17 protein-coding genes and 1 pseudogene are annotated in these 17,872 nt (G+C 71.1%); 5 read left to right on the top strand and 13 right to left on the bottom strand.

Translation table 11 applies throughout. The annotated features are described in order from the left end of the window. Positions 1–20: 20 nt before the first annotated feature. The gene (locus OG767_RS29105; protein ID WP_405091330.1) at positions 21–563 is read right to left on the bottom strand and encodes a phospholipase; all 543 of its coding nucleotides are present in this window, start codon (positions 561–563) and stop codon (positions 21–23) included. A gap of 163 nt (positions 564–726) precedes the next feature. Continuing rightward, positions 727–2,385, bottom strand: a complete 1,659-nt coding sequence (locus tag OG767_RS29100; protein WP_405091329.1) for a glycoside hydrolase family 10 protein — start codon at positions 2,383–2,385, stop codon at positions 727–729. A 296-nt stretch (positions 2,386–2,681) separates the two neighbouring features. Between OG767_RS29100 and OG767_RS29095 the strand changes: the two genes are divergently transcribed. After that, positions 2,682–4,178 carry an APC family permease gene (locus tag OG767_RS29095; RefSeq protein ID WP_405091328.1) on the top strand — a complete coding sequence of 499 codons (1,497 nt, stop codon included), beginning with the start codon at positions 2,682–2,684 and terminating at the stop codon, positions 4,176–4,178. Positions 4,179–4,267: 89 nt separating this feature from the next. On the opposite strand, the gene OG767_RS29090 is transcribed toward OG767_RS29095, so the two are convergent. Genes OG767_RS29090 through OG767_RS29070 form a run of 5 tightly spaced genes read right to left on the bottom strand, consistent with a single transcriptional unit; the run spans position 4,268 to position 9,975 of the window. After that, positions 4,268–5,290, bottom strand: coding sequence for a glycoside hydrolase family 43 protein (locus OG767_RS29090; RefSeq protein WP_405091327.1), 1,023 nt, complete (start codon positions 5,288–5,290; stop codon positions 4,268–4,270). After that, positions 5,287–6,111, bottom strand: coding sequence for a carbohydrate ABC transporter permease (locus tag OG767_RS29085; RefSeq protein WP_107161896.1), 825 nt, complete (start codon positions 6,109–6,111; stop codon positions 5,287–5,289). The genes OG767_RS29090 and OG767_RS29085 overlap by 4 nt, the downstream gene beginning before the upstream one ends. Positions 6,112–6,121: 10 nt before the next feature. Further along, positions 6,122–7,084, bottom strand: coding sequence for a carbohydrate ABC transporter permease (locus tag OG767_RS29080; protein WP_405091326.1), 963 nt, complete (start codon positions 7,082–7,084; stop codon positions 6,122–6,124). Positions 7,085–7,090: 6 nt separating this feature from the next. Beyond that, positions 7,091–8,425 (bottom strand): ABC transporter substrate-binding protein, encoded by a 1,335-nt coding sequence (locus OG767_RS29075; RefSeq protein ID WP_405091325.1) that lies wholly within the window; start codon positions 8,423–8,425, stop codon positions 7,091–7,093. Between the two features lie 38 nt (positions 8,426–8,463). Next, positions 8,464–9,975, bottom strand: a complete 1,512-nt coding sequence (locus tag OG767_RS29070; RefSeq protein ID WP_405091324.1) for an alpha-N-arabinofuranosidase — start codon at positions 9,973–9,975, stop codon at positions 8,464–8,466. Positions 9,976–10,127: 152 nt separating this feature from the next. Between OG767_RS29070 and OG767_RS29065 the strand changes: the two genes are divergently transcribed. Then, positions 10,128–11,138: a LacI family DNA-binding transcriptional regulator gene (locus OG767_RS29065; RefSeq protein WP_405091323.1), complete on the top strand. Its 1,011-nt coding sequence runs from the start codon at positions 10,128–10,130 to the stop codon at positions 11,136–11,138. 116 nt (positions 11,139–11,254) lie between these two features. Here the strand turns inward: OG767_RS29065 and OG767_RS29060 are convergent, their stop codons facing one another. From OG767_RS29060 to OG767_RS29050, 3 genes are all read right to left on the bottom strand, one after another. After that, positions 11,255–11,980 carry a methyltransferase domain-containing protein gene (locus tag OG767_RS29060; protein ID WP_405091322.1) on the bottom strand — a complete coding sequence of 242 codons (726 nt, stop codon included), beginning with the start codon at positions 11,978–11,980 and terminating at the stop codon, positions 11,255–11,257. A gap of 647 nt (positions 11,981–12,627) precedes the next feature. Then, positions 12,628–12,945, bottom strand: a complete 318-nt coding sequence (locus OG767_RS29055; protein WP_405091321.1) for a hypothetical protein — start codon at positions 12,943–12,945, stop codon at positions 12,628–12,630. A 38-nt stretch (positions 12,946–12,983) separates the two neighbouring features. Continuing rightward, positions 12,984–14,621: an ABC-F family ATP-binding cassette domain-containing protein gene (locus tag OG767_RS29050; RefSeq protein ID WP_405091320.1), complete on the bottom strand. Its 1,638-nt coding sequence runs from the start codon at positions 14,619–14,621 to the stop codon at positions 12,984–12,986. Between the two features lie 85 nt (positions 14,622–14,706). On the opposite strand from OG767_RS29050, the gene OG767_RS29045 reads away from it, so the two are divergent. From OG767_RS29045 to OG767_RS29035, 3 genes are all read left to right on the top strand, one after another. Then, a complete protein-coding gene (locus tag OG767_RS29045) occupies positions 14,707–15,477 on the top strand; it encodes an ROK family protein (protein WP_405091319.1) in 771 nt (256 codons plus the stop codon). An 86-nt stretch (positions 15,478–15,563) separates the two neighbouring features. Then, positions 15,564–15,926 carry a tetratricopeptide repeat protein gene (locus OG767_RS29040; RefSeq protein ID WP_405091318.1) on the top strand — a complete coding sequence of 121 codons (363 nt, stop codon included), beginning with the start codon at positions 15,564–15,566 and terminating at the stop codon, positions 15,924–15,926. Positions 15,927–15,982: 56 nt separating this feature from the next. Then, entirely contained in the window at positions 15,983–16,237 is a 255-nt protein-coding gene (locus OG767_RS29035; protein ID WP_013288724.1) for a Smr/MutS family protein, read from the top strand. Between the two features lie 107 nt (positions 16,238–16,344). On the opposite strand, the gene OG767_RS29030 is transcribed toward OG767_RS29035, so the two are convergent. The 3 genes and pseudogenes from OG767_RS29030 to OG767_RS29020 all read right to left on the bottom strand — a co-directional run. Then, positions 16,345–16,800, bottom strand: coding sequence for a hypothetical protein (locus OG767_RS29030; protein WP_405091317.1), 456 nt, complete (start codon positions 16,798–16,800; stop codon positions 16,345–16,347). Positions 16,801–16,841: 41 nt separating this feature from the next. Continuing rightward, positions 16,842–17,291 carry a GNAT family N-acetyltransferase gene (locus tag OG767_RS29025; RefSeq protein WP_405094339.1) on the bottom strand — a complete coding sequence of 150 codons (450 nt, stop codon included), beginning with the start codon at positions 17,289–17,291 and terminating at the stop codon, positions 16,842–16,844. 216 nt (positions 17,292–17,507) lie between these two features. Beyond that, positions 17,508–17,849 (bottom strand): annotated as a pseudogene (locus tag OG767_RS29020) (SET domain-containing protein); the annotation flags it as partial. Positions 17,850–17,872: the final 23 nt, after the last annotated feature.

Here is a 17,872-nt window from a genome sequence, read left to right as displayed (position 1 = left end):
TGGGGTGGTGGGTGGGTGGGTCAGGTGCGGGTGGTGGCGCGGCGTTCCGCGTCGGCCTTCATCCGCGCGGCGCGGTCGAGGTCGGCCTGCTGCACGGCGGCGAGCGAGCCGAACACGCTGACCGCCTGGTAGTAGGTCCAGGCGAGGCTGTAGCAGGCCGGCCGGACCACCGAGTTGTAGGTGGCGCAGACCCGCTTCAGGTCCGCGTAGAACGCGCTGTCCAGGCGGGACTTGTTGGCCGGGAAGATGCCCATGGCCTTGTGGTTGCGGTAGCCGAAGTCGTGCCGGTAGCAGGAGAGGTTGAAGCGGAAGCCGAGCGGGTTGTCCGGGCTGGACGAGCAGTAGTCGGTGGACCAGTCGAAGCCGTACCCGGTCCAGGGGGCCCGGTCGAGGCGGGCGCTGTTCCAGGCGTTGTAGCTGGTGGCGCTGGTCTGGGTCCAGGTGGACAGCACCGCGAGCTTCTGCTCGGTGCTCACCGCGGCGGTGGCCGGCGCGGCCAGGCCGAGCGTGGCGAGCAGCGTGATCAGGGCGGTGGCGAGTGTGGTGGCGAGGCGACGGGACATGGGTACCTCCGTCGGGACGGTGGGGCCGGGGTCTCCGGATGTGGAAGAGTGTCGATCAGTGGGATGACCTGTGGCGATGGCCGGGAGAACGGCTCGCTGACATCCGCCCGAACAGACGAATGCCCCCGGATCGTGGTGGCGGTCCGGGGGCATTCGCGACGGGTCAGCGGACGAAGCGCGGCGGGCTGGCCGGGCTCTCGTTCGCCAGGCGGTCCAGCGCGGTCACGTGGTAGGTGTAGCGCTTGCCGGCGACCGCCGTGGTGTCCACCCAGGACTGCACGTCACCGTCGGTGGCCCGGACGGTGCCGACCAGGTGGGACGCGTCGGCGAAGTCGCAGCGCCCGGCCAGGCCGAGGCCGTCGAACCGGTAGATCGCGTACGAGGTGGCGGTGCCGAGCGGGCCCTTGCCGTCGGCGGGCTGCCGCCAGCTCAGCCGTACCCCGTCCGCCTCCCGCTGGGCCCGGGTGACCACCGGGAACAGCAGCGGCTTGTGCGGCAGGTGCGTCATGGTGGGCACCAGCGCGGGGCGCGAGTAGTGCTCGGCCGCGTAGATGTCGGTGGCGCCGAGCCGGTTGGCCCGGACCTGCACCGCGGAGAAGTGCACGTTGCCGAGCACCTCCGGGTACGACCGGTTGAGCGTGAGGTGGTCGGACAGTTCGCGCGGGTTCATCCAGAACGACCCGTACGCCGGCTCGCCGCTCTTGTAGTCGGCCTGGCCGATGTAGAGCTGGACCTTGGTGCCGCGCACCTGCTCGGCCCACCACGGCACCAGCCGGGCGTAGTCGGCGGCCGGGTACTGGCCGATGTACCAGTAGAGCTGCGGCACGACGTAGTCGATCCACTCCTCCTTGATCCACTTACGGGTGTCGGCGGAGATGATGTCGTACGACTGCGAGCCGGTGGTGTCCGAGCCGTTCGGGTCGGCCGAGGCGTTGCGCCAGATCCCGAACGGGCTGGCGCCGAACTTCACCCACGGCTTGGCCGCCTTGATCTTGGTGTTCATCTCCTGCATCAGCAGGTTGATGTTGTCCCGCCGCCAGTCGGCCTTGTCCGTGAAGCCCCGGTTGTACTGCGCGAACGTGGCGTCGTCGGGCACCTGCCAGGTGCCGCTCGGGTACGGGTAGAAGTAGTCGTCGAAGTGCACGCCGTCGACGTCGTACCGGTTGACCGCGTCCATCATCGCGGTCTGGACGAACTCGCGGACCGCCGGGATGCCGGGGTTGTAGTAGAGCCGGCTGCCGGCGACGCCGGCCGGCGGGTAGGCGAACACCCAGTCCGGGTGCGCCCGGGCCGGGCTGTCCGGGGCGAGCTTGGACAGGTCGGCGCCGGCGCCACCGGGGGCCGGCATGGAGACGCGGTACGGGTTGAACCAGGCGTGGAACTCCAGGTTCCGCTTGTGCGACTCGGCGACCAGGAAGGCCAGCGGGTCCCAACCCGGGTCCTTGCCGCGTACCCCGGTCAGGTATTCCGACCACGGCTCGTACGGCGACGGCCAGAACGCGTCGGCGGTCGGACGGACCTGGACCACGACGGCGTTGTGGTTGAGCTTCTGGGCCAGGTCGAGCCAGCCCAGGTATTCGGCCTTCTGCTTGGCGACCTGGTCCGGCGCGGTCCAGGAGTCCTTGCTGGGCCAGTCGATGTTCGTCACCGAGGCGATCCACATGGCCCGGAACTGCCGCTTGGGGGTGGCCGGGTTCGTCACGCAGTCGGTGGTGGAGTTAGTGGTCGTCTCGTCCGGCGCGGCCTGCGCCGGGGTGCCGGCGACCAGCGCGCCGAGCAGCGCCACGGCCAGCGCGGCGGCTCTGAGCGGAGTTGCCTTCATGCGGTGCGGTCCCTTCGTCGGGTCCGGGGGGACGGGTGGCGCCGCCGCGGTCGGCAAGATTCGCCGTGCGACGTGCGTCACGAGTAGGAAACTTTCATCATTCCCGATCCGGCGCAAGACCCTGGACCGGATCGATGCCGGCCGTGCCGGAACGGGGCCACGGGTGAGCCGGCCCACGCCGCGCATCGTGACCATTCCGACACCTCCCGTGCGGGATTGGGGACCGAAACGGCTGGGTAGCTTGGCCGGTCACGGACCGCCGACCACGGTGGTCGCACCGTTGGGGGAGGTGATCCATGTCAGTCCTGCGGACCAAGCCGATCCAGGACGTCATCGCCCAGGGCGACGCCGACGGCGAAGACGGCAAGCCGGGGCTGCGCCGCCGGCTCGGGCCCGTCGACCTGATGGGCTTCGGCATCGGGATCGTGATCGGCACCGGGATCTTCACGCTGACCGGCGTGGAGGCGAAGAACAGCGCGGGCCCGGGCGTGGTGATCTCCTTCGGCATCGCCGGCCTGGTCGCGCTGCTCGCCGCGCTCTGCTACGCCGAGCTGGCCTCCAGCGTGCCGACCGCCGGCAGCGCCTACACCTACGCGTACGCGACCATGGGCGAGATCGTCGCCTGGATCATCGGCTGGGACCTGCTGCTGGAGTTCTCACTCGGCGCGGCGGTGGTGGCCCGGGGCTGGTCCGGCTATCTCACCGACCTGTTCGGCCTGCCCAGCGCCTGGTTCGCCGAGGAGGGCAGCATCGTCAACCTCGGCGCGATCGGCATCGTGCTGGTGCTCGGCGTGGTGGCCATCGTCGGCATCCGCGAGTCCGCCCGGGTCACCAACGTGCTGGTGCTGGTGAAGGTGGCGATCTGTGCCTTCGTCATCATCGCCGGCCTGTTCTTCGTGAAGGCGGCCAACCTCACCCCGTTCATCCCGTCCGCCGAGCCGGCCGGCGCCGGTGACGACGGCATCAAGCAGCCGGTGACCCAGCTCCTGTTCGGGCTGGAGCCGTCCGTGTTCGGCTTCGTCGGGGTGCTCACCGCCGCCGCGGTGGTGTTCTTCGCGTACACCGGGTTCGAGGCCGTGGCGAACCTGGGTGAGGAGACCCGCAAGCCCAAGCGCGACCTGCCGCTCGGTCTGCTCGGCACGCTTGTCATCTCCACCGCGCTGTACATCGGTGTCTCGCTGGTCGTGGTCGGCATGGTGAAGTACACCGAGATCGACGAGGGCGCGCCGATCGCGTCCGCGTTCCGGGCGGTCGGCGCCGGCTGGGCCGCGGTGCTCGTCTCCATCGCCGCCGTCGCCGGTCTGACCAGCGTCATCCTGGTCGACCTGGTGGCCATGGGCCGGATCGGCTTCGCCATCGCCCGGGACGGGCTCATCCCGCCGTCGATCGCCAAGGTGCACCCGCGCTGGGGCACCCCGTACCGGATCGCCGCGATCATGACGGTGGTGGTGGCGCTGCTCGCCGGCTTCCTGCCGCTCTCCGCGCTGGCCGACCTGGTCAGCATCGGCGCGCTCTGCGCGTTCATGCTGGTCGCGCTCGCGGTGCCGATCCTGCGCAAGCGGCGCCCCGATCTGGAGCGGCCGTTCAAGGTGCCGTTCTCGCCGGTGCTGCCGATCGTCACGGCGGTGGCCTGCCTCTACCTCAGCCTCAACCTGTCGGTGGAGACCTGGGTGCGGTTCCTGATCTGGATGGCGCTCGGCGCGATCATCTACTTCGGCTACGGGCACCGCAAGAACCGGCTGGCCCGCCGCGAGCACGCGGAGGACACCCCCGAGCCCGCCCCCACCCCCTGAGTCCGCAGTTGAAGGAGGGGCCCCCTCTTAACACTCGGTGTTGAGAGGGGGCCCCTTCTATACCGGAGGCGTTAAGAGGGGGCCCCTCCTTACCGGGTCACGGTTTGGAGGGGGCCGTGGACGGATGGCTTGCCGTTGGTCCAGAGCAACTCGTTCAGCCAGATCTGGCGGCCCGGGTCGGTGGTGCCCTCCTGGCCCGGCGGCCACGCGTGGTAGAGCAGCCAGGTGCGGCCGTCCTGCTCGACGATCGAGGCGTGCCCCGGCCCGGTGGCCACGTCGTTGCTCTTCAGGATCGGGTTCTCCGGCGCCTTCACGCACGGGCCGGTCGGGCTCTCGCAGACCGCGTACCCCTCGGCGTAGACGTCCCTGTCGTAGGCGTTCGCGGCGAAGAACAGGAACAGCTTCCCGTCGTGCCGGTGGAAGAACGGCCCCTCGATCAGGGTGCCCTCCCACGGCTCGGTCTGCTTCAGCAGCTTCGTGGCCGGGCCGGTCAGCCGCAGCCCGTCCGGCGTCAGCCGCTGCGACCAGAGCCAGGTGTCCACCCCGATCGCGTTGCCGTCGTTCTTCCACAGCAGCCAGAGACTGCCGTCGGTGTCCCGGAACGGGCTGGCGTCGATCGAGCCGCCCAGCTCCGGCTGGCAGACCAGCGGCTTGTCGGAGTCGTCCAGGTACGGCCCGAGCGGCGTACCGGCCACCGCCCGACCCAGGCACTGCCGGCCGGAGGCGCGGTCGGCGACTGTGTAGTAGAGGACGAACCGGTCCGGGGCGAGCTGGATCGCCTCCGGCGCCCACGTCTTGCCGGCGTCCGCCCAGTCCGGCAGCTCCGGCAGCGCGTCACCGGCCGGGGTCCACTCGACCAGGTCGGGCGAGGTGAGCACCGGGACGTTCCGGCCGCCGGCGTTGGTGTGGAACAGGTACCAGGTGTCGCCGACCCGGATCGCCTGCGGGTCGGGAGCGTCGGTCCGGACGACCGGGTTGGTGAACACGCGTGCGCCCTCCGGCGTACTCGATGGGGTGGAGCCGCCGTCACAACCGGCGACCAGCAGCGCGGCGAGCAGCGGCGCGGTGGCCAGGGCCACCGCGCCGCGCCGCCTGGTGAGTCGGCCGGTCATCCCTTCAGGCCGCTGCGGGAGACGCCCTGGATGACGTGACGCTGGGCGAACACGAACAGGATCAGCACCGGTACGCTGGCCAGCATCGCGCCCGCCATGATCACCGGATAGTCGGTCACGTACGCGCCCTGGAGCAGGCCCAGGCCCGCCGGCAGGGTCAGCCGCTCGGGGCTGAACAACACGTACACCGGCCAGAGGAAGTCGTTCCAGTTGGTCAGGAACGACAACACCGCCAGCGTGGCCAGGGCCGGTTTCGACAGCGGCAGCAGCACCTGCCGGAAGATCTGCCACTGGTTCGCCCCGTCCAGCACCGCCGCCTCCTCCAGCTCGGCCGGGATGGAGAGGAAGAACTGACGCAGGAAGAACACCCCGAACGCGCTCGCCGCGCCGGGCACGACCACCACGGTCAGCGTGTCGATCCAGCTCAGCTTCTCGGCGATGATGAAGTTCGGGATGATCAGCGAGGTGGGCGGCAGGAAGAGCGTGCCGACGATCAGCGCGAACAGCAGGCCGCGACCGCGGAACCGCATCCGGGCCAGCGCGTACGCGGCCATCGACGCGGTGACCAGCACCAGCAGCGTGTGCAGGGTGGCCGCCAGCATGCTGTTGAGGAACCAGCGCAGCACCGGGTTGGCGGTGTCGTTCAGGATCCGGTCGTAGCCGTAGGTGGAGAACGGGTTCGGCAGCCAGCTCGGCGGGACCTGCTGGGCGGCGTCGTACGTCTTCACCGACGTCAGCAGCATCCACACCACGGGGGTCACGAAGATCGCGGTGATCAGGAGCAGTACGGCGTAGCGCAGCACCGGGCGCAGTTTCGACATGGTCGGCCCCTCAGTCTTCCCGGTAGCGGAACAGCCGGAAGTTGACGACGCTCACCACGGCCAGCATCAGCGCGAAGAACACGCTCATCGCGGCGGCCCGACCGGCGTCGTAGTCACGTAGGCCCTCGTCCACGATCCGCCAGACCACCGTCCGGGTCTGCTCGCCCGGCGCGCCCTGGGTGATCAGGAGCGCCTGCCCGAAGACGTTCGCCGAGGCGAGGATCGTGGTGGTGAGGACGAAGAGCATGACCGGGCGCAGGCCGGGGATCGTCACGTGGCGGAACCGGTCCCACCCGCCGGCGCCGTCGACCTTCGCCGCCTCGTACAGCTCCGGCGCGATGTCCTGGAGGCCAGCCAGGTAGATCACCGCGTTGAAGCCGCAGGTCCACCACACCGTCACGCCGACCAGGGAGACCCAGGCCCACGGCACGTCGGTGACCCACGGCGTGTCCGACGGGAGCCCGACCGCGCCGAGCACCCGGTTGACCAGGCCCAGGTTGGCGTCCAGCAGGAAGCGCCAGAGCAGGCCGATCACCGCCACGCCCAGCACGTACGGGGCGAAGAACGCGGCCCGGAAGAAGGTGCGGCCGGGGAACGAGCGGTTGAGCAGCAGCGCCAGCCCCAGCGGGATCACCACCAGCAGCGGCACCGAGAACAGCGTGAAGATGCCTGTCGCCCGGACGCTGGACCACCAGTCCCCGTAGATGGCCGAGTCACTGGAGAACAGGTCCTGATAGTTGTCCAGCCCGATGAACGGCCGGTTGGGCAACTGGAGGTCCCACTGGTGCAGACTGATCCAGACACCGAACAGGATCGGCGCCAGCCCGAAGACACCGAACAGGACCAGGTACGGCGCGAGGAAGAGGTACGGCGTCGACCGGTTGCCGCGTTCCGTCGCGCCCCGGCGCCGGGTACGCCCCGCCGGGGGCGGCGCGCCGTTCCGCGCCGCCCCGACCTCGATCACGTCCGCCACGACGGATCAGTTCCCGTACTTCTTGCGGTTGTCCTCGAGCTGCTTGTTGGCCTTGGCCACGCCGTCGTCGAGCGCCTGCTTCGGCGACTTCTTGTTCAGCGCGGCCTCGTTGAAGGCGTTGTAGAACGTCAGGACGACCTCGCCGAGGCCCGGCACGGCCGGCGGGAACGCCGCGTACTCCAGCTCCGGGGCGAGCGCGTTGACCTCGGTGAGCGCCTTGAACTCGGCGCTCTCCCGGACCGCCTTACGGGCCGGCACCTGGCCGCCCTTGGCCCAGTCCAGCGAGTGCTGGCTGAGCCAGTTGATGAAGACCTTGGCGCCGGAGACCTTGTTCTCGTTCGCCGAGCGCTGCTTGACGATGGTGAAGTTGTGCGAGTTCGCCCAGGCGGCCTGCTGGCTGCCGATCTGGGGCAGCGGCGCCACACCCCACTGCACGTTCGGGCTCTTCTTCAGGTCGTTGATCTGCCAGATGCCGTTCCAGTTGAACGCGTTCTTGCCGCTCTTGAACGCCAGGTAGTCGGCGTCCTGGCCGACGTTGGCCGGTGAGTGACCCTGCTTGATCAGGTCGACCAGCCAGGTGCACGCCTCGACCGCCGGGTCGGAGTTGAACGTCGCCTTGGCCACCTCGTCGTCGAAGAGCTTCCCGCCCCACTGGTGCAGCAGGCTGTAGAACGTCATGCCGCCGGTGAACTGGAACGGGCTGACCCAGAAGCCCTGCACGCCCGACTTCTTCAGCTCGGTCAGCGCGGCGGTGTACTCGTCCCGGGTGGCCGGCGGCTTCTCCGGGTCCAGGCCGGCCTTCTGCATGACCGCCTTGTTGTAGTAGAAGCCGAGCGGGTGCATGTCCAGCGGGATGCCGTACCGCTTCTCGTTGTAGAGCCCGCCCTTCCACACCGTGGGGGCGAAGTCGCCCTCGCTGAGTTCCAGCGTCTTGGCCACGTCGTCCAGCTCGCTGATCGTGCCGCGGGCGGCGAACGTGGCGAGCTGGTCCATGTGCATGACCGCGATGTCCGGCCCGCTGCCGCTGGAGACCGCGCCGGGCAGCTTGCTGTAGTAGTCCGCCCACTCGTAGGTGACCACGCTGACCGCGATGTTCTGGTGCTCGCTGTTGAACTGCTGGACCAGCGTCTTGAAGATCTCGCCGTCGCCGCCGGTGAAGCCGTTCCACAGCTTCAGGTCGACCTTGGGGCCGGTGTAGTCCTTGCCGCCGTTGCCGGCCGAGCCGGCGCGGTCGGGACTGCTGCTGCCGCCACCGCATCCGGCCAGGGTCAGCGAGGCCGCCGCGCCGAGGCCGACGCCGAGGCCGAGCAGACGCCGCCGGCTCAACTCGTTCTGGATCATGGGAACTCCTTGGGGGACGGATGTGGAGTATGGGCCGGTCACTGCTGAGGTGTGAAGCGCAGCAGGTTCCAGGAGGTGGCGGGGAGCGCCACGGTGCAGCGGCCGCCGTCGAGAGTGGGGGTGGTGAGCTCCCGGGGCGTGACCCGCTCGGGATCCGCCTCGGTGTTCGTGGCGGCCGGGTCGTCCCCGACCGCGAGCGTGGTGTGCGCCTCCCCGCGCAGCCCCGGCAGGCCGCGCAGGTCCAGGTCGAGCGGGAGGTCGTGCGGACCCCGGTTGACCGCGAAGACGGCCAGCTCGCCGGTCTCCTCGTCGTGCACGGCGACGGTGTCCAGCACCGGCACGTCGCCGTACCGCTTGGTCTCGTACGTCGGGCCGACCGGCTCGGTGCGCAGCACGGTGCCGCGCGCGTACCGGGCGGTCAGCGCGAACGGGTGGAAGATGCTCTGCCGCCAGGCCGGGCCGCCGGTCCGGGTGCGGATCGGGGCGATCACGTTGGCGAGCTGGGCCTGGCAGGCCACCCCGACCCGGTCGGCGTGCCGGAGCAGCGTGATCAGCAGGTCGCCGACCACCACCGCGTCGTCCGCGGTGTAGTCGTCCTCGATCAGCGCGGGCGCCTCCACCCAGCCGCGCCGGTCCAGGTCGGCCTGGAGGCGCGACTGGTACCAGACGTTCCACTCGTCGAAGGAGATCTTCAGCTTGCGCTTCTGCCGCAGCTTGGCGCCGACGTGGTCGGCGGTGGCGGTCACCTCGGTGATGAACGCGTCCATGTCGACGGCGGAGGCGAGGATGCTGGCCCGGTCGCCGTCGGAGGGGTCGTAGTAGGTGTGGGCGGAGATGTAGTCGACGTGCTCGTAGGTGTGCTCCAGCACGGTCGCCTCCCACCCGGCGAACGTGGGCATGCCCCGGTTGGAGCTGCCGCAGGCGACCAGGCTGATCGACGGGTCGATCATCTTCATCGCGCGGGCGGTCTCGGCGGCCAGCCGGCCGTACTCGTCGGCGGTCTTGTGGCCGACCTGCCACGGGCCGTCCATCTCGTTGCCGAGGCACCACAGCCGTACCCCGTACGGCTGCTCGGCGCCGTGCTTGCGGCGCAGGTCGGAGAGTTGGGTGCCGCCCGGGTGGTTGGCGTACTCCAGCAGGTCGCAGGCCTCGGCGACGCCGCGCGTGCCGAGGTTGACCGCCATCATCGGCTCGACGTCGGCCTCGGCGGCCCAGGTCATGAACTCGTTCAGCCCGAACGCGTTGGTCTCGATCGTCTTCCAGGCCAGGTCGAGCCGGCGCGGCCGGTCACCGGCCGGGCCGACGCCGTCCTCCCAGCGGTAGCTGGAGACGAAGTTGCCGCCCGGGTAGCGGACCACGGAGACGCCCATCTCCCGGGTCAGGTCGAGCACGTCGCGACGGAAGCCGCGCGGGTCGGCGTCGGGGTGACCGGGTTCGTAGACCCCGCCGTAGACGCACCGCCCCATGTGCTCGACGAAGGAGCCGAAGATCCGGCGGTCGGCCGGACCGACCCGGAACGCCGGGTCGACCGTGAGCTGTGCGTTCGGCACGTATGCCACCTTTCCGTCGGAGCTGTTCCCCGGTGACCGTGGTCACCGTGCCCCTGGTTTCTACAACGTTGTAACCCGCAATGTAAAGAGGTCGTTACGTCGTCGTGACGCGGTAGAGTGCGGCCGGAGCGCTCAGCGGGGAGGGAAGTCAAGTGCGGCACAGGCTCAAGGACGTGGCGGAGCGGGCCGGCGTGTCGGTGAAGACCGTCTCGAACGTCGTCAACGGCTACCAGCACGTGCGCGCCGACACCCGGGCCCGGGTCGAGGAGGCCATCGCCGAGCTGCACTACCGGCCCAACCTGTCGGCCCGCAACCTCCGCAAGGGGCGCACCGGCGTGATCGCGCTGGCCGTGCCGGAGCTCGACATCCCGTACTTCGCCGAGCTGGCTCGGCACGTGGTCGTCGCCGCCGCCGAGCACGGCTGGACGGTGCTGATCGACCAGACCGGCGGCGGCCCGGAGCAGGAGCGCAAGGCCGCCAGCGGGATCGGCGACCACATGATCGACGGGCTGATCCTCAGCCCGCTCGCGCTCACCGCCGACGACCTCGCCAGCCTCGACGGCCTGCCCATGGTGCTGCTCGGCGAGCGCGTCGACCACGGCCCCGCCGACCACGTCATGATCGACAACGTGGCCGCCGCCCGGGAGATCACCGCCCACCTGGTCGGGCTCGGCCGCCGCCGGATCGCCGCCATCGGCTCCCAGCGCACCCCCGAGGGCGCCAGCGCCCGGCTACGCCTGGCCGGCTACGCCACCGCGCTGGCCGAGGCCGGCATCGAGTACGACGACAGCCTGGTGGCGCCCGCGCCGGCCTGGCACCGCGCGGACGGCGCCGCCGCCATGCGGCACCTGCTCACCGCCGAGGTACGCCCCGACGCCGTCTTCTGCTTCAACGACACGCTCGCGCTCGGCGCGCTGCGCGCGTTGCACGAGGCCGGCCTGCGCGTGCCGGAGGACGTCGCGGTCGCCGGCTTCGACGACATCGAGGACGGCCGGTTCTCGATCCCCACGCTGAGCACGGTCGCCCCGGACAAGGAGCGCATCGCCCGCCTGGCGGTCGAACTGCTCGCCGGCCGTCTCACCGCCGACCGCGACGCCCCGCCCCGCGAACTGGTCGCCCCGCACCGCCTGGCCCTCCGCGAATCCGCCCCCTCTCCCCGCTGATCTTGCAGTTCCCGCCCCGGCATACGGGACATTTGCCCCATGGGCGGGGCCCAAAGTGCAAGATCGCGGGGTGGGTGGGGTGGGGCGGGGTGGGGTGGGGTCGGGGTGGGGTCGGGTCAGTCGAAGAAGCGGGCCAGGTGGGAGAGGGGTGGGGCGGGGGCGTTCGGGGGGAGCGGGGTCAGGTCGGCGAAGACCGAAGCGCCGTCGCAGCCGACGTGCAGCGGATACCAGCGCGGGGCGCCGGGCGGGCGCTGACCGCAGATACCTTTGAACGTCTGGACGTCGAGCAGGCGGACGTGCGTCGGGTCGGCCACCGCGTTGACGTGCCGCCACCAGGGGCTCATCACGTGCAGCACGCCGCCGGGCCGGAGCACCCGGTGGCACTCGTCGAACAGCGGCAGGAAGTCGATCAGGTGCTCGACGATGTGCACCGCGAAGAACACGTCCACCGAGTCGTCGCGTAGCGGCAGCGAGCCGGAGAGGTTGGCGACCGCGTCCACCCCGGGCGCCGGATAGATGTCCAGCCCCAGGTTGCCCGGCCACTGCTTGGTCGCCCCGCAGCCCAGGTCGACGACCACCGGCGGACGGCCGGCGACAGCGACCCGGCACCACACCCCGAGCACCCCGGACAACCTGCCGATCAGTTCGCGGGCCAGCCGTAGCTGCGCCGGATCGTCGACCTCGCCGGTCAGATGCGCCACGCCCCGGTCGAACCGCACCTCGACCGTCGTCCCGCGCAACCGCTCGTCGTGCTCCGCCAGGTCGGCCCACGCCTCGGCGAGGAAGCCGTCGGCCTGCCGGAGCCGCTCACCCGAGAGCGCGGCCTGCCCCATCGCCACCATGCGCCACCTCCGGCGGCGCGTTACCCCCATTCCGCCCAGATATACGCCCACCTGCGGCCGGACGCCCCGGCACCCACCCCCGCCCCGCCCCACCCTCCCCGTCCTCGCTCATCACCCCCCACTCCCGTGATCAAGGAGTTTGTGGTCGCCGGATGCGCTGTCCACTGACGCGAACTCCTTGGTCAACTCCCGCGTGCCGGGCCAGGCTGGGCTGGGTCGGGCCGGGCTGGGCCGGGCTGGGCTGGGCCGGGCTGGGCTGGGCTGGGGCTGGGCCGGGTCGGGCTGGGCCGGGTCGGGCTGGGCAGGGACCGCGCGGGCGAGGTCGCGCCGCCGCGCCGGCCGGACCAGACTGGCTGGGCCAGGGCCGTGTGGGCGGGGCGCGCCGCCGTGCTGACCGGACTGACCGGACCGACCGGACTGACCGGACGGGCCGGGCCGACCAGACTGACCGGCCGGGCCGGACCTGGGCCGGCCGGATTGACCACCGGGCTCCTCGGGAGCCATGCGGGTGGGTCGCGCGCCCAGGCACCCCGTTGACCATGAGGTTGGCGGGGGCAAAACGGGCAGCGGCTGCCGCCAACTTCATGATCAACCCCCTGAGAGGGCGGGGGAGGGCGGGGAGGGCGGGGAGGGCGGGAAGGGGTGGGTCAGGTGGGGAGGGTTCGGCGGGTGGGGCGGGTCGGGCGCATGCGTTGGCGGGGCTGGGGGGAGGCCGGCTTCGGGCGTTTGAGGTGGTAGCGGTGCAGCTCGGCGTTGCCGGGCAGGGACGGGTCCTCGCTCATCGAGACCAGCTCCCAGCCCTGGTCACCGGCCCGGTTGAGGTGGGCCAGCGCGGTGTCGCCGTACGGCGTGACGTCGATCATGGAGCCGTCCGGGCCGTACCAGATGAACACGATCTCCCACCCGGCGTCGGTGGCGGCCGCCTGGCGGCGGCGGACCAGCAGCGCGTACTCCCACTTGAGCATGAGGTCATTGTGGCCCCGGGCCGGCCGGTCGGCACGGATCAGTCCTCGGCGATCCGTCCCTCGGTCACCCGCAGCCGCCGGTTCACGCTCACCGCGTCCAGCATCCGCCGGTCGTGGGTCACCAGCAGCAGCGTGCCGGGATAGGTGGCGAGCGCCGACTCCAGTTGCTCGATCGCGGCCAGGTCGAGGTGGTTGGTCGGCTCGTCGAGCACCAGCAGGTTGACGCCGCGGCCCTGGAGCAGCGCCAGCGCGGCCCGGGTCCGCTCGCCGGGGGAGAGTGTCGCCGCCGGGCGCAGCACGTGGTCGGCGCGCAGGCCGAACTTGGCCAGCAGCGTGCGGACGTCCGCCGGGTTGAGATCGGGTACGGCGGCGGCGAACGCGTCGAGCAGCGGCTGGTCGCCGAGGAACAGCCCGCGCGCCTGGTCCACCTCGCCCACCACCACGCCCGGCCCCAACGCGGCGTGCCCCTCGTCCAGCTGCAGCCGCCCCAGCAGCGCGGCCAGCAGCGTGCTCTTGCCGGAGCCGTTCGCCCCGGTGATCGCCACCCGGTCCGCCCAGTCGATCTGGAGGTCCACCGGGCCGAGCGTGAAGCCGCCCCGGCGTACCACGGCTCCTCGGAGCGAGGCCACGACGGCGCCGGCGCGGGGCGCGGCGGCGATCTCCATCCGCAGCTCCCACTCCTTGCGCGGCTCCTCGACCACCTCCAGCCGCTCGATCAGGCGGGCGGTCTGCTTCGCCTTCGCGGCCTGCTTCTCGGTCGACTCGGTGCGGAACTTGCGGCCGATCTTGTCGTTGTCGGTGGCCTTGCGCCGGGCGTTCTTCACGCCCTTCTCCATCCAGGCGCGCTGGGTGCGGGCACGCGCCTCCAGGTCGGCCTTCGTGTCGGCGTACTCCTCGAACTCCTCGCGGGCGTGCCGGCGCGCCACGGCGCGCTCCTCCAGGAAGGCCGCGTAGCCGCCGCCGTAGTGGTTGACCTGCCGCTGGTGCAGGTCCAGCTCGACGATCCGGTTGACCGTGCGGGTGAGGAACTCGCGGTCGTGGCTGACCAGCACCGTGCCGGCGCGCAGCCCGGTGACGAAGCGTTCCAGCCGGTCCAGCCCGGCGAGGTCGAGGTCGTTGGTCGGCTCGTCGAGCAGGAAGATGTCGTAGCGGCTGAGCAGCAGCGACGCCAGCCCGGCGCGGGCCGCCTGCCCGCCGGAGAGCCCGGTCGTCGGATGGTCCAGGCCGACGTCCAGGCCCAGTTCGGCCGCGACCTGCTCGGCCCGTTCGTCCAGATCCGCGCCGCCGAGGTCGAGCCAGCGTTCCAGGGCATTCGCGTACGCGTCGTCGGCGCCGGCCGCGCCGGCGGTCAGTGCCTCGGTGGCGGCGTCCAGCGCGGCCTGCGCGGCGGTCACGCCGGTTCGCCGGGCCAGGAAGTCCCGGACCGTCTCACCCGGCCGGCGTTCCGGCTCCTGCGGCAGGTAGCCGACCGTGGCGCCGGGCGGGCTCAACGCCACCGAACCCTGCTCGCGGGGCTGGAGCCCGGCGAGCGTGCGCAGCAGCGTGGACTTGCCGGCGCCGTTCACCCCGACCAGGCCGATCACGTCGCCGGGCGCGACGACCAGGCTCAGGTCTTCGAAGAGGAGACGGTCACCGTGGCCGGCGGTGAGATCCTTGGCGATCAACGTGGCGCTCATCAGGTCACCGAGCCTACCGGCGGGCGCATCCGGATTACCGTGACCCGCGCTCGGGCAGGTACACCGCTGAGGGAGACTCACAGCCGTGGCGACCACACTGGCGATCGACTGCGGGGGCGGCGGGATCAAGGCCTCCGTGCTGGACGCCGCCGGCACCATGCGGGCCCGCCCGCTGCGCGTGCCCACGCCGTACCCGCTGCCCCCGACCTTGTTCGTGCGGACGCTGCTGGATCTCGGCGCCCGGCTGCCCGCGGCGGACCGGCTCACCGTCGGCATGCCCGGCATGATCCGGCACGGCGTCGTGGTGGCCACGCCGCACTACGTGACCCGCGCCGGGCCGCGCAGCCGCGTCGATGAGGGCCTGGTCGCGGAATGGTCCGGGTACGACGCGCGCGGCGCGCTGGCCGAGGCGTTCGGGATGCCCGCGCTGGTGCTCAACGACGCCGAGGTGCACGGCGCCGGCGTGGTCGCCGGGACCGGCTGCGAGTTGGTGTTGACGCTCGGCACCGGGCTGGGCAGCGCGCTCTTCGACGGCGGGATGATCGCGCCGCACCTGGAGCTGTCGCACGCGCCGGTGCGGTGGAACACCACCTACGACACGTACGTCGGGGAGCCGGAACGGCGGCGCCTCGGTGACGCGTTCTGGTCGCGGCGGATCCGGCAGGTGGTGGACGGCCTGCGGCCGGTGTTCCACTGGGACCGGCTCTACCTGGGCGGCGGCAACTCGCGGCTGATCCGGCCGGAGCAGGTGGCCCGGATGGGGGACGACGTCGTGGTCGTCCCGAACACGGCCGGAATCGTGGGTGGTGTCCGGGCCTGGGACCTGGTGGGCGACAGGTACGACCCCGCGCCCTGATCCTTACCCCGTGGAACACTCGCGCTTCCGCCGGTGTTGTGCCAGCGTCGGACAAAGGGCTGACGCGACACGAGGAGGTGGGTCGAGTGGACCTTCTGGCGGAGTACCGGCGGGCGACCATGTTCTTCGACTCGGGGGACCCGACCGGAGCGGCCCGGCTGCTGGAGCCGATCATCGAGGCGGAGCCCGACAACTCCTCGGTACGCCAGTTGCTGGCCCGGGCGTACTTCCAGTCGGCGCAGCTCAACCGCGCCGAGGAGCACCTACGTGAGCTGGTCGACCGGGACCCGAGCGACCACTACGCGCACCACGTGCTGGGCCGGACGCTGGAGCGGATGAACCGGCCGGCCGACGCGTTGCGGCACCTGCGCATCGCGGCGGCGATGTACTCGACGAACGCCGACTACACCACGGCTCTTCGCCGGGTCGAGGGTCGGGTCGGTCGCTGAGTTCCGTCGAAGGGCAGCCCGGCTGGGCTGCCCTTCGGCGTACCTAGGATGGGCTTGTGAAGCTGAAGCTCGATCTCCACGACATCTACAACAAGGGCCACGACATCGACCGCGCGCTGCGCGGGATCATGGACGAGGCGGTGGCGAAGAAGGCCACGCTCGTGGAGATCATCCCGGGTAAGGGCTCCGGCGCGCTGAAGAAGAAGGTGCTGCGCTTCCTCGACCAGAAGGACGTGAAGCAGCTCTACCACCGCGTCGAGAAGGACTCGAAGAACTTCGGCCGCCTCTTCGTCCACTTCCGCTGGAAGTAGCGCTTGATCCACTCCACTTCACTGAGGTGGTGACTTCCTTCGAGATCTTGGAACGAAACGGCCCCCATAGGGGCCATTCCATACCAAGATCTTCAGCGGTGGTGGAGCTACACGCAGACCCAGCAGTACAGCCGCTCGCCGCGGGTCGCCGCTCGACGGGCCAGCCCCGCCAGCTCGATCAGGGCCTCGGCGAGGATCGACGGCTCCGCCTGCCCCCAGAACTCCTCGGTCTCGGACCAGGGCGCAGCCACCTCGCGGAGCCGGCTCTCCGAGGCGGCAGCCAGCGCGGCGCGCAGCTCGTCGGTCAGCGAGATGACCAGCACCTCGCCGTCATTGTGGATCGCGACAGCCTTGCCCTGCCTCGGGTTCCGCGTCACGACGTCGTAGTCGACGCTGGTCAGGAGCGCCTCCAGCGTGCCGAGCTGCACGGTCGGTTCGAGCCCTTTCAGTTCGACGACGTCGAACCCGGGCTCGGACGCGGCGCGCGGACCACCAAGGACGTCGGCGACTGCGGCGGCTGTCTCGTCGGTGGGAGCCGAGAAGTAGTCACAGAGAATGCCCACGGGCGTGGATCATGCCAGCGAGGGCCGACACCGGGAGGTGCCTAGAGGTCCCGGACGGCGACCGTCTGACCGCCGCTCTGCTCACCTGTCGGCCGGAAGCCCAGCTTCAGATAGAACGGTTCCGGCCCGCCGGCGCGTGGCTCCCAGGTGACGTAGGCCCGGTCGCCGCCCCGGGCCCGGATCTCCTCGCAAACCGCGTCGACCGCGAACCGGCCGTAGCCGTGGCCCTGCGCGTCGGCCGCGATGTTGAGCCGCCACAGGCCGGCCCGCAGGTCGCCAGGGTCGTCGCCCCACGGGATGTCGAAGAACGCCATCAGGAAGCCGACCAGCCGGTCACCGTCGTAGACCAGTCGCGGCCAGGCGTGCTCGGGGAAGACGTACGCCTCGGCCAGCGACTTGACCACCGGCGCCACCAGATCCTCCTGGTCGGGGCGTACCGACAGTGCGAGAGCCGCCTCGTAGTTGTCGGGGGTGATCTTCGCCAGCCGCATGCGGGGCAGCCTAGCCAGCGGACCCGGGCCGGGCGACCGGGTATCGGCGGCCCTGATCCGGGCCAGGAGTGCGGGAACCCAGTGGTTCCCGTACCGGTGTTGGAGGTCCGTCAGCCGCCAGTCGTCGCCGGTCACGAGCCGGCGGCAGCGCGCCGAGCCACATCCGCACTCCAAGACGAGGTCGGCGGTGCCGGTGCTGGTGGCGTAGTCGTTCGTCAGTTCCTCACCGGCTGCGACGTCTCGACGGGTGGCGAGGGTCCAGGGCGCGTCCCACCACAGGTTCGGGTCGCAGCCGTGGTTGCCCTTGCCGTTGGGGCGCCCGGGCGGCAGGACCAGATGTCGGTCCTCCCACACGGTGATGGTGTCGACGTAGGGGCGGTCCGGTCGGGCGAACAGGTCGCGCAGCTCCTGGTCGGTGACGAGTTGGCCGCCGAGCCGGGACACCGGCGTCCCGGCCGGGAGGGGAGCACGGGCGAACAGGCCCTCACCCGAGATCCCGGACGGACGGACCTCGACGTCCGGGTGAAGCCAGCAGTCGGCTTCGGGCGTGTGCCACACCCGTCAACTCTCGCTTCGCCGAC

This window comes from Micromonospora sp. NBC_01392 (assembly GCF_045040125.1).
Taxonomy (GTDB): domain Bacteria; phylum Actinomycetota; class Actinomycetes; order Mycobacteriales; family Micromonosporaceae; genus Micromonospora.
Note: the sequence above shows the minus strand (reverse complement) of the source record. Positions and strands in the feature narration are given on the sequence as shown.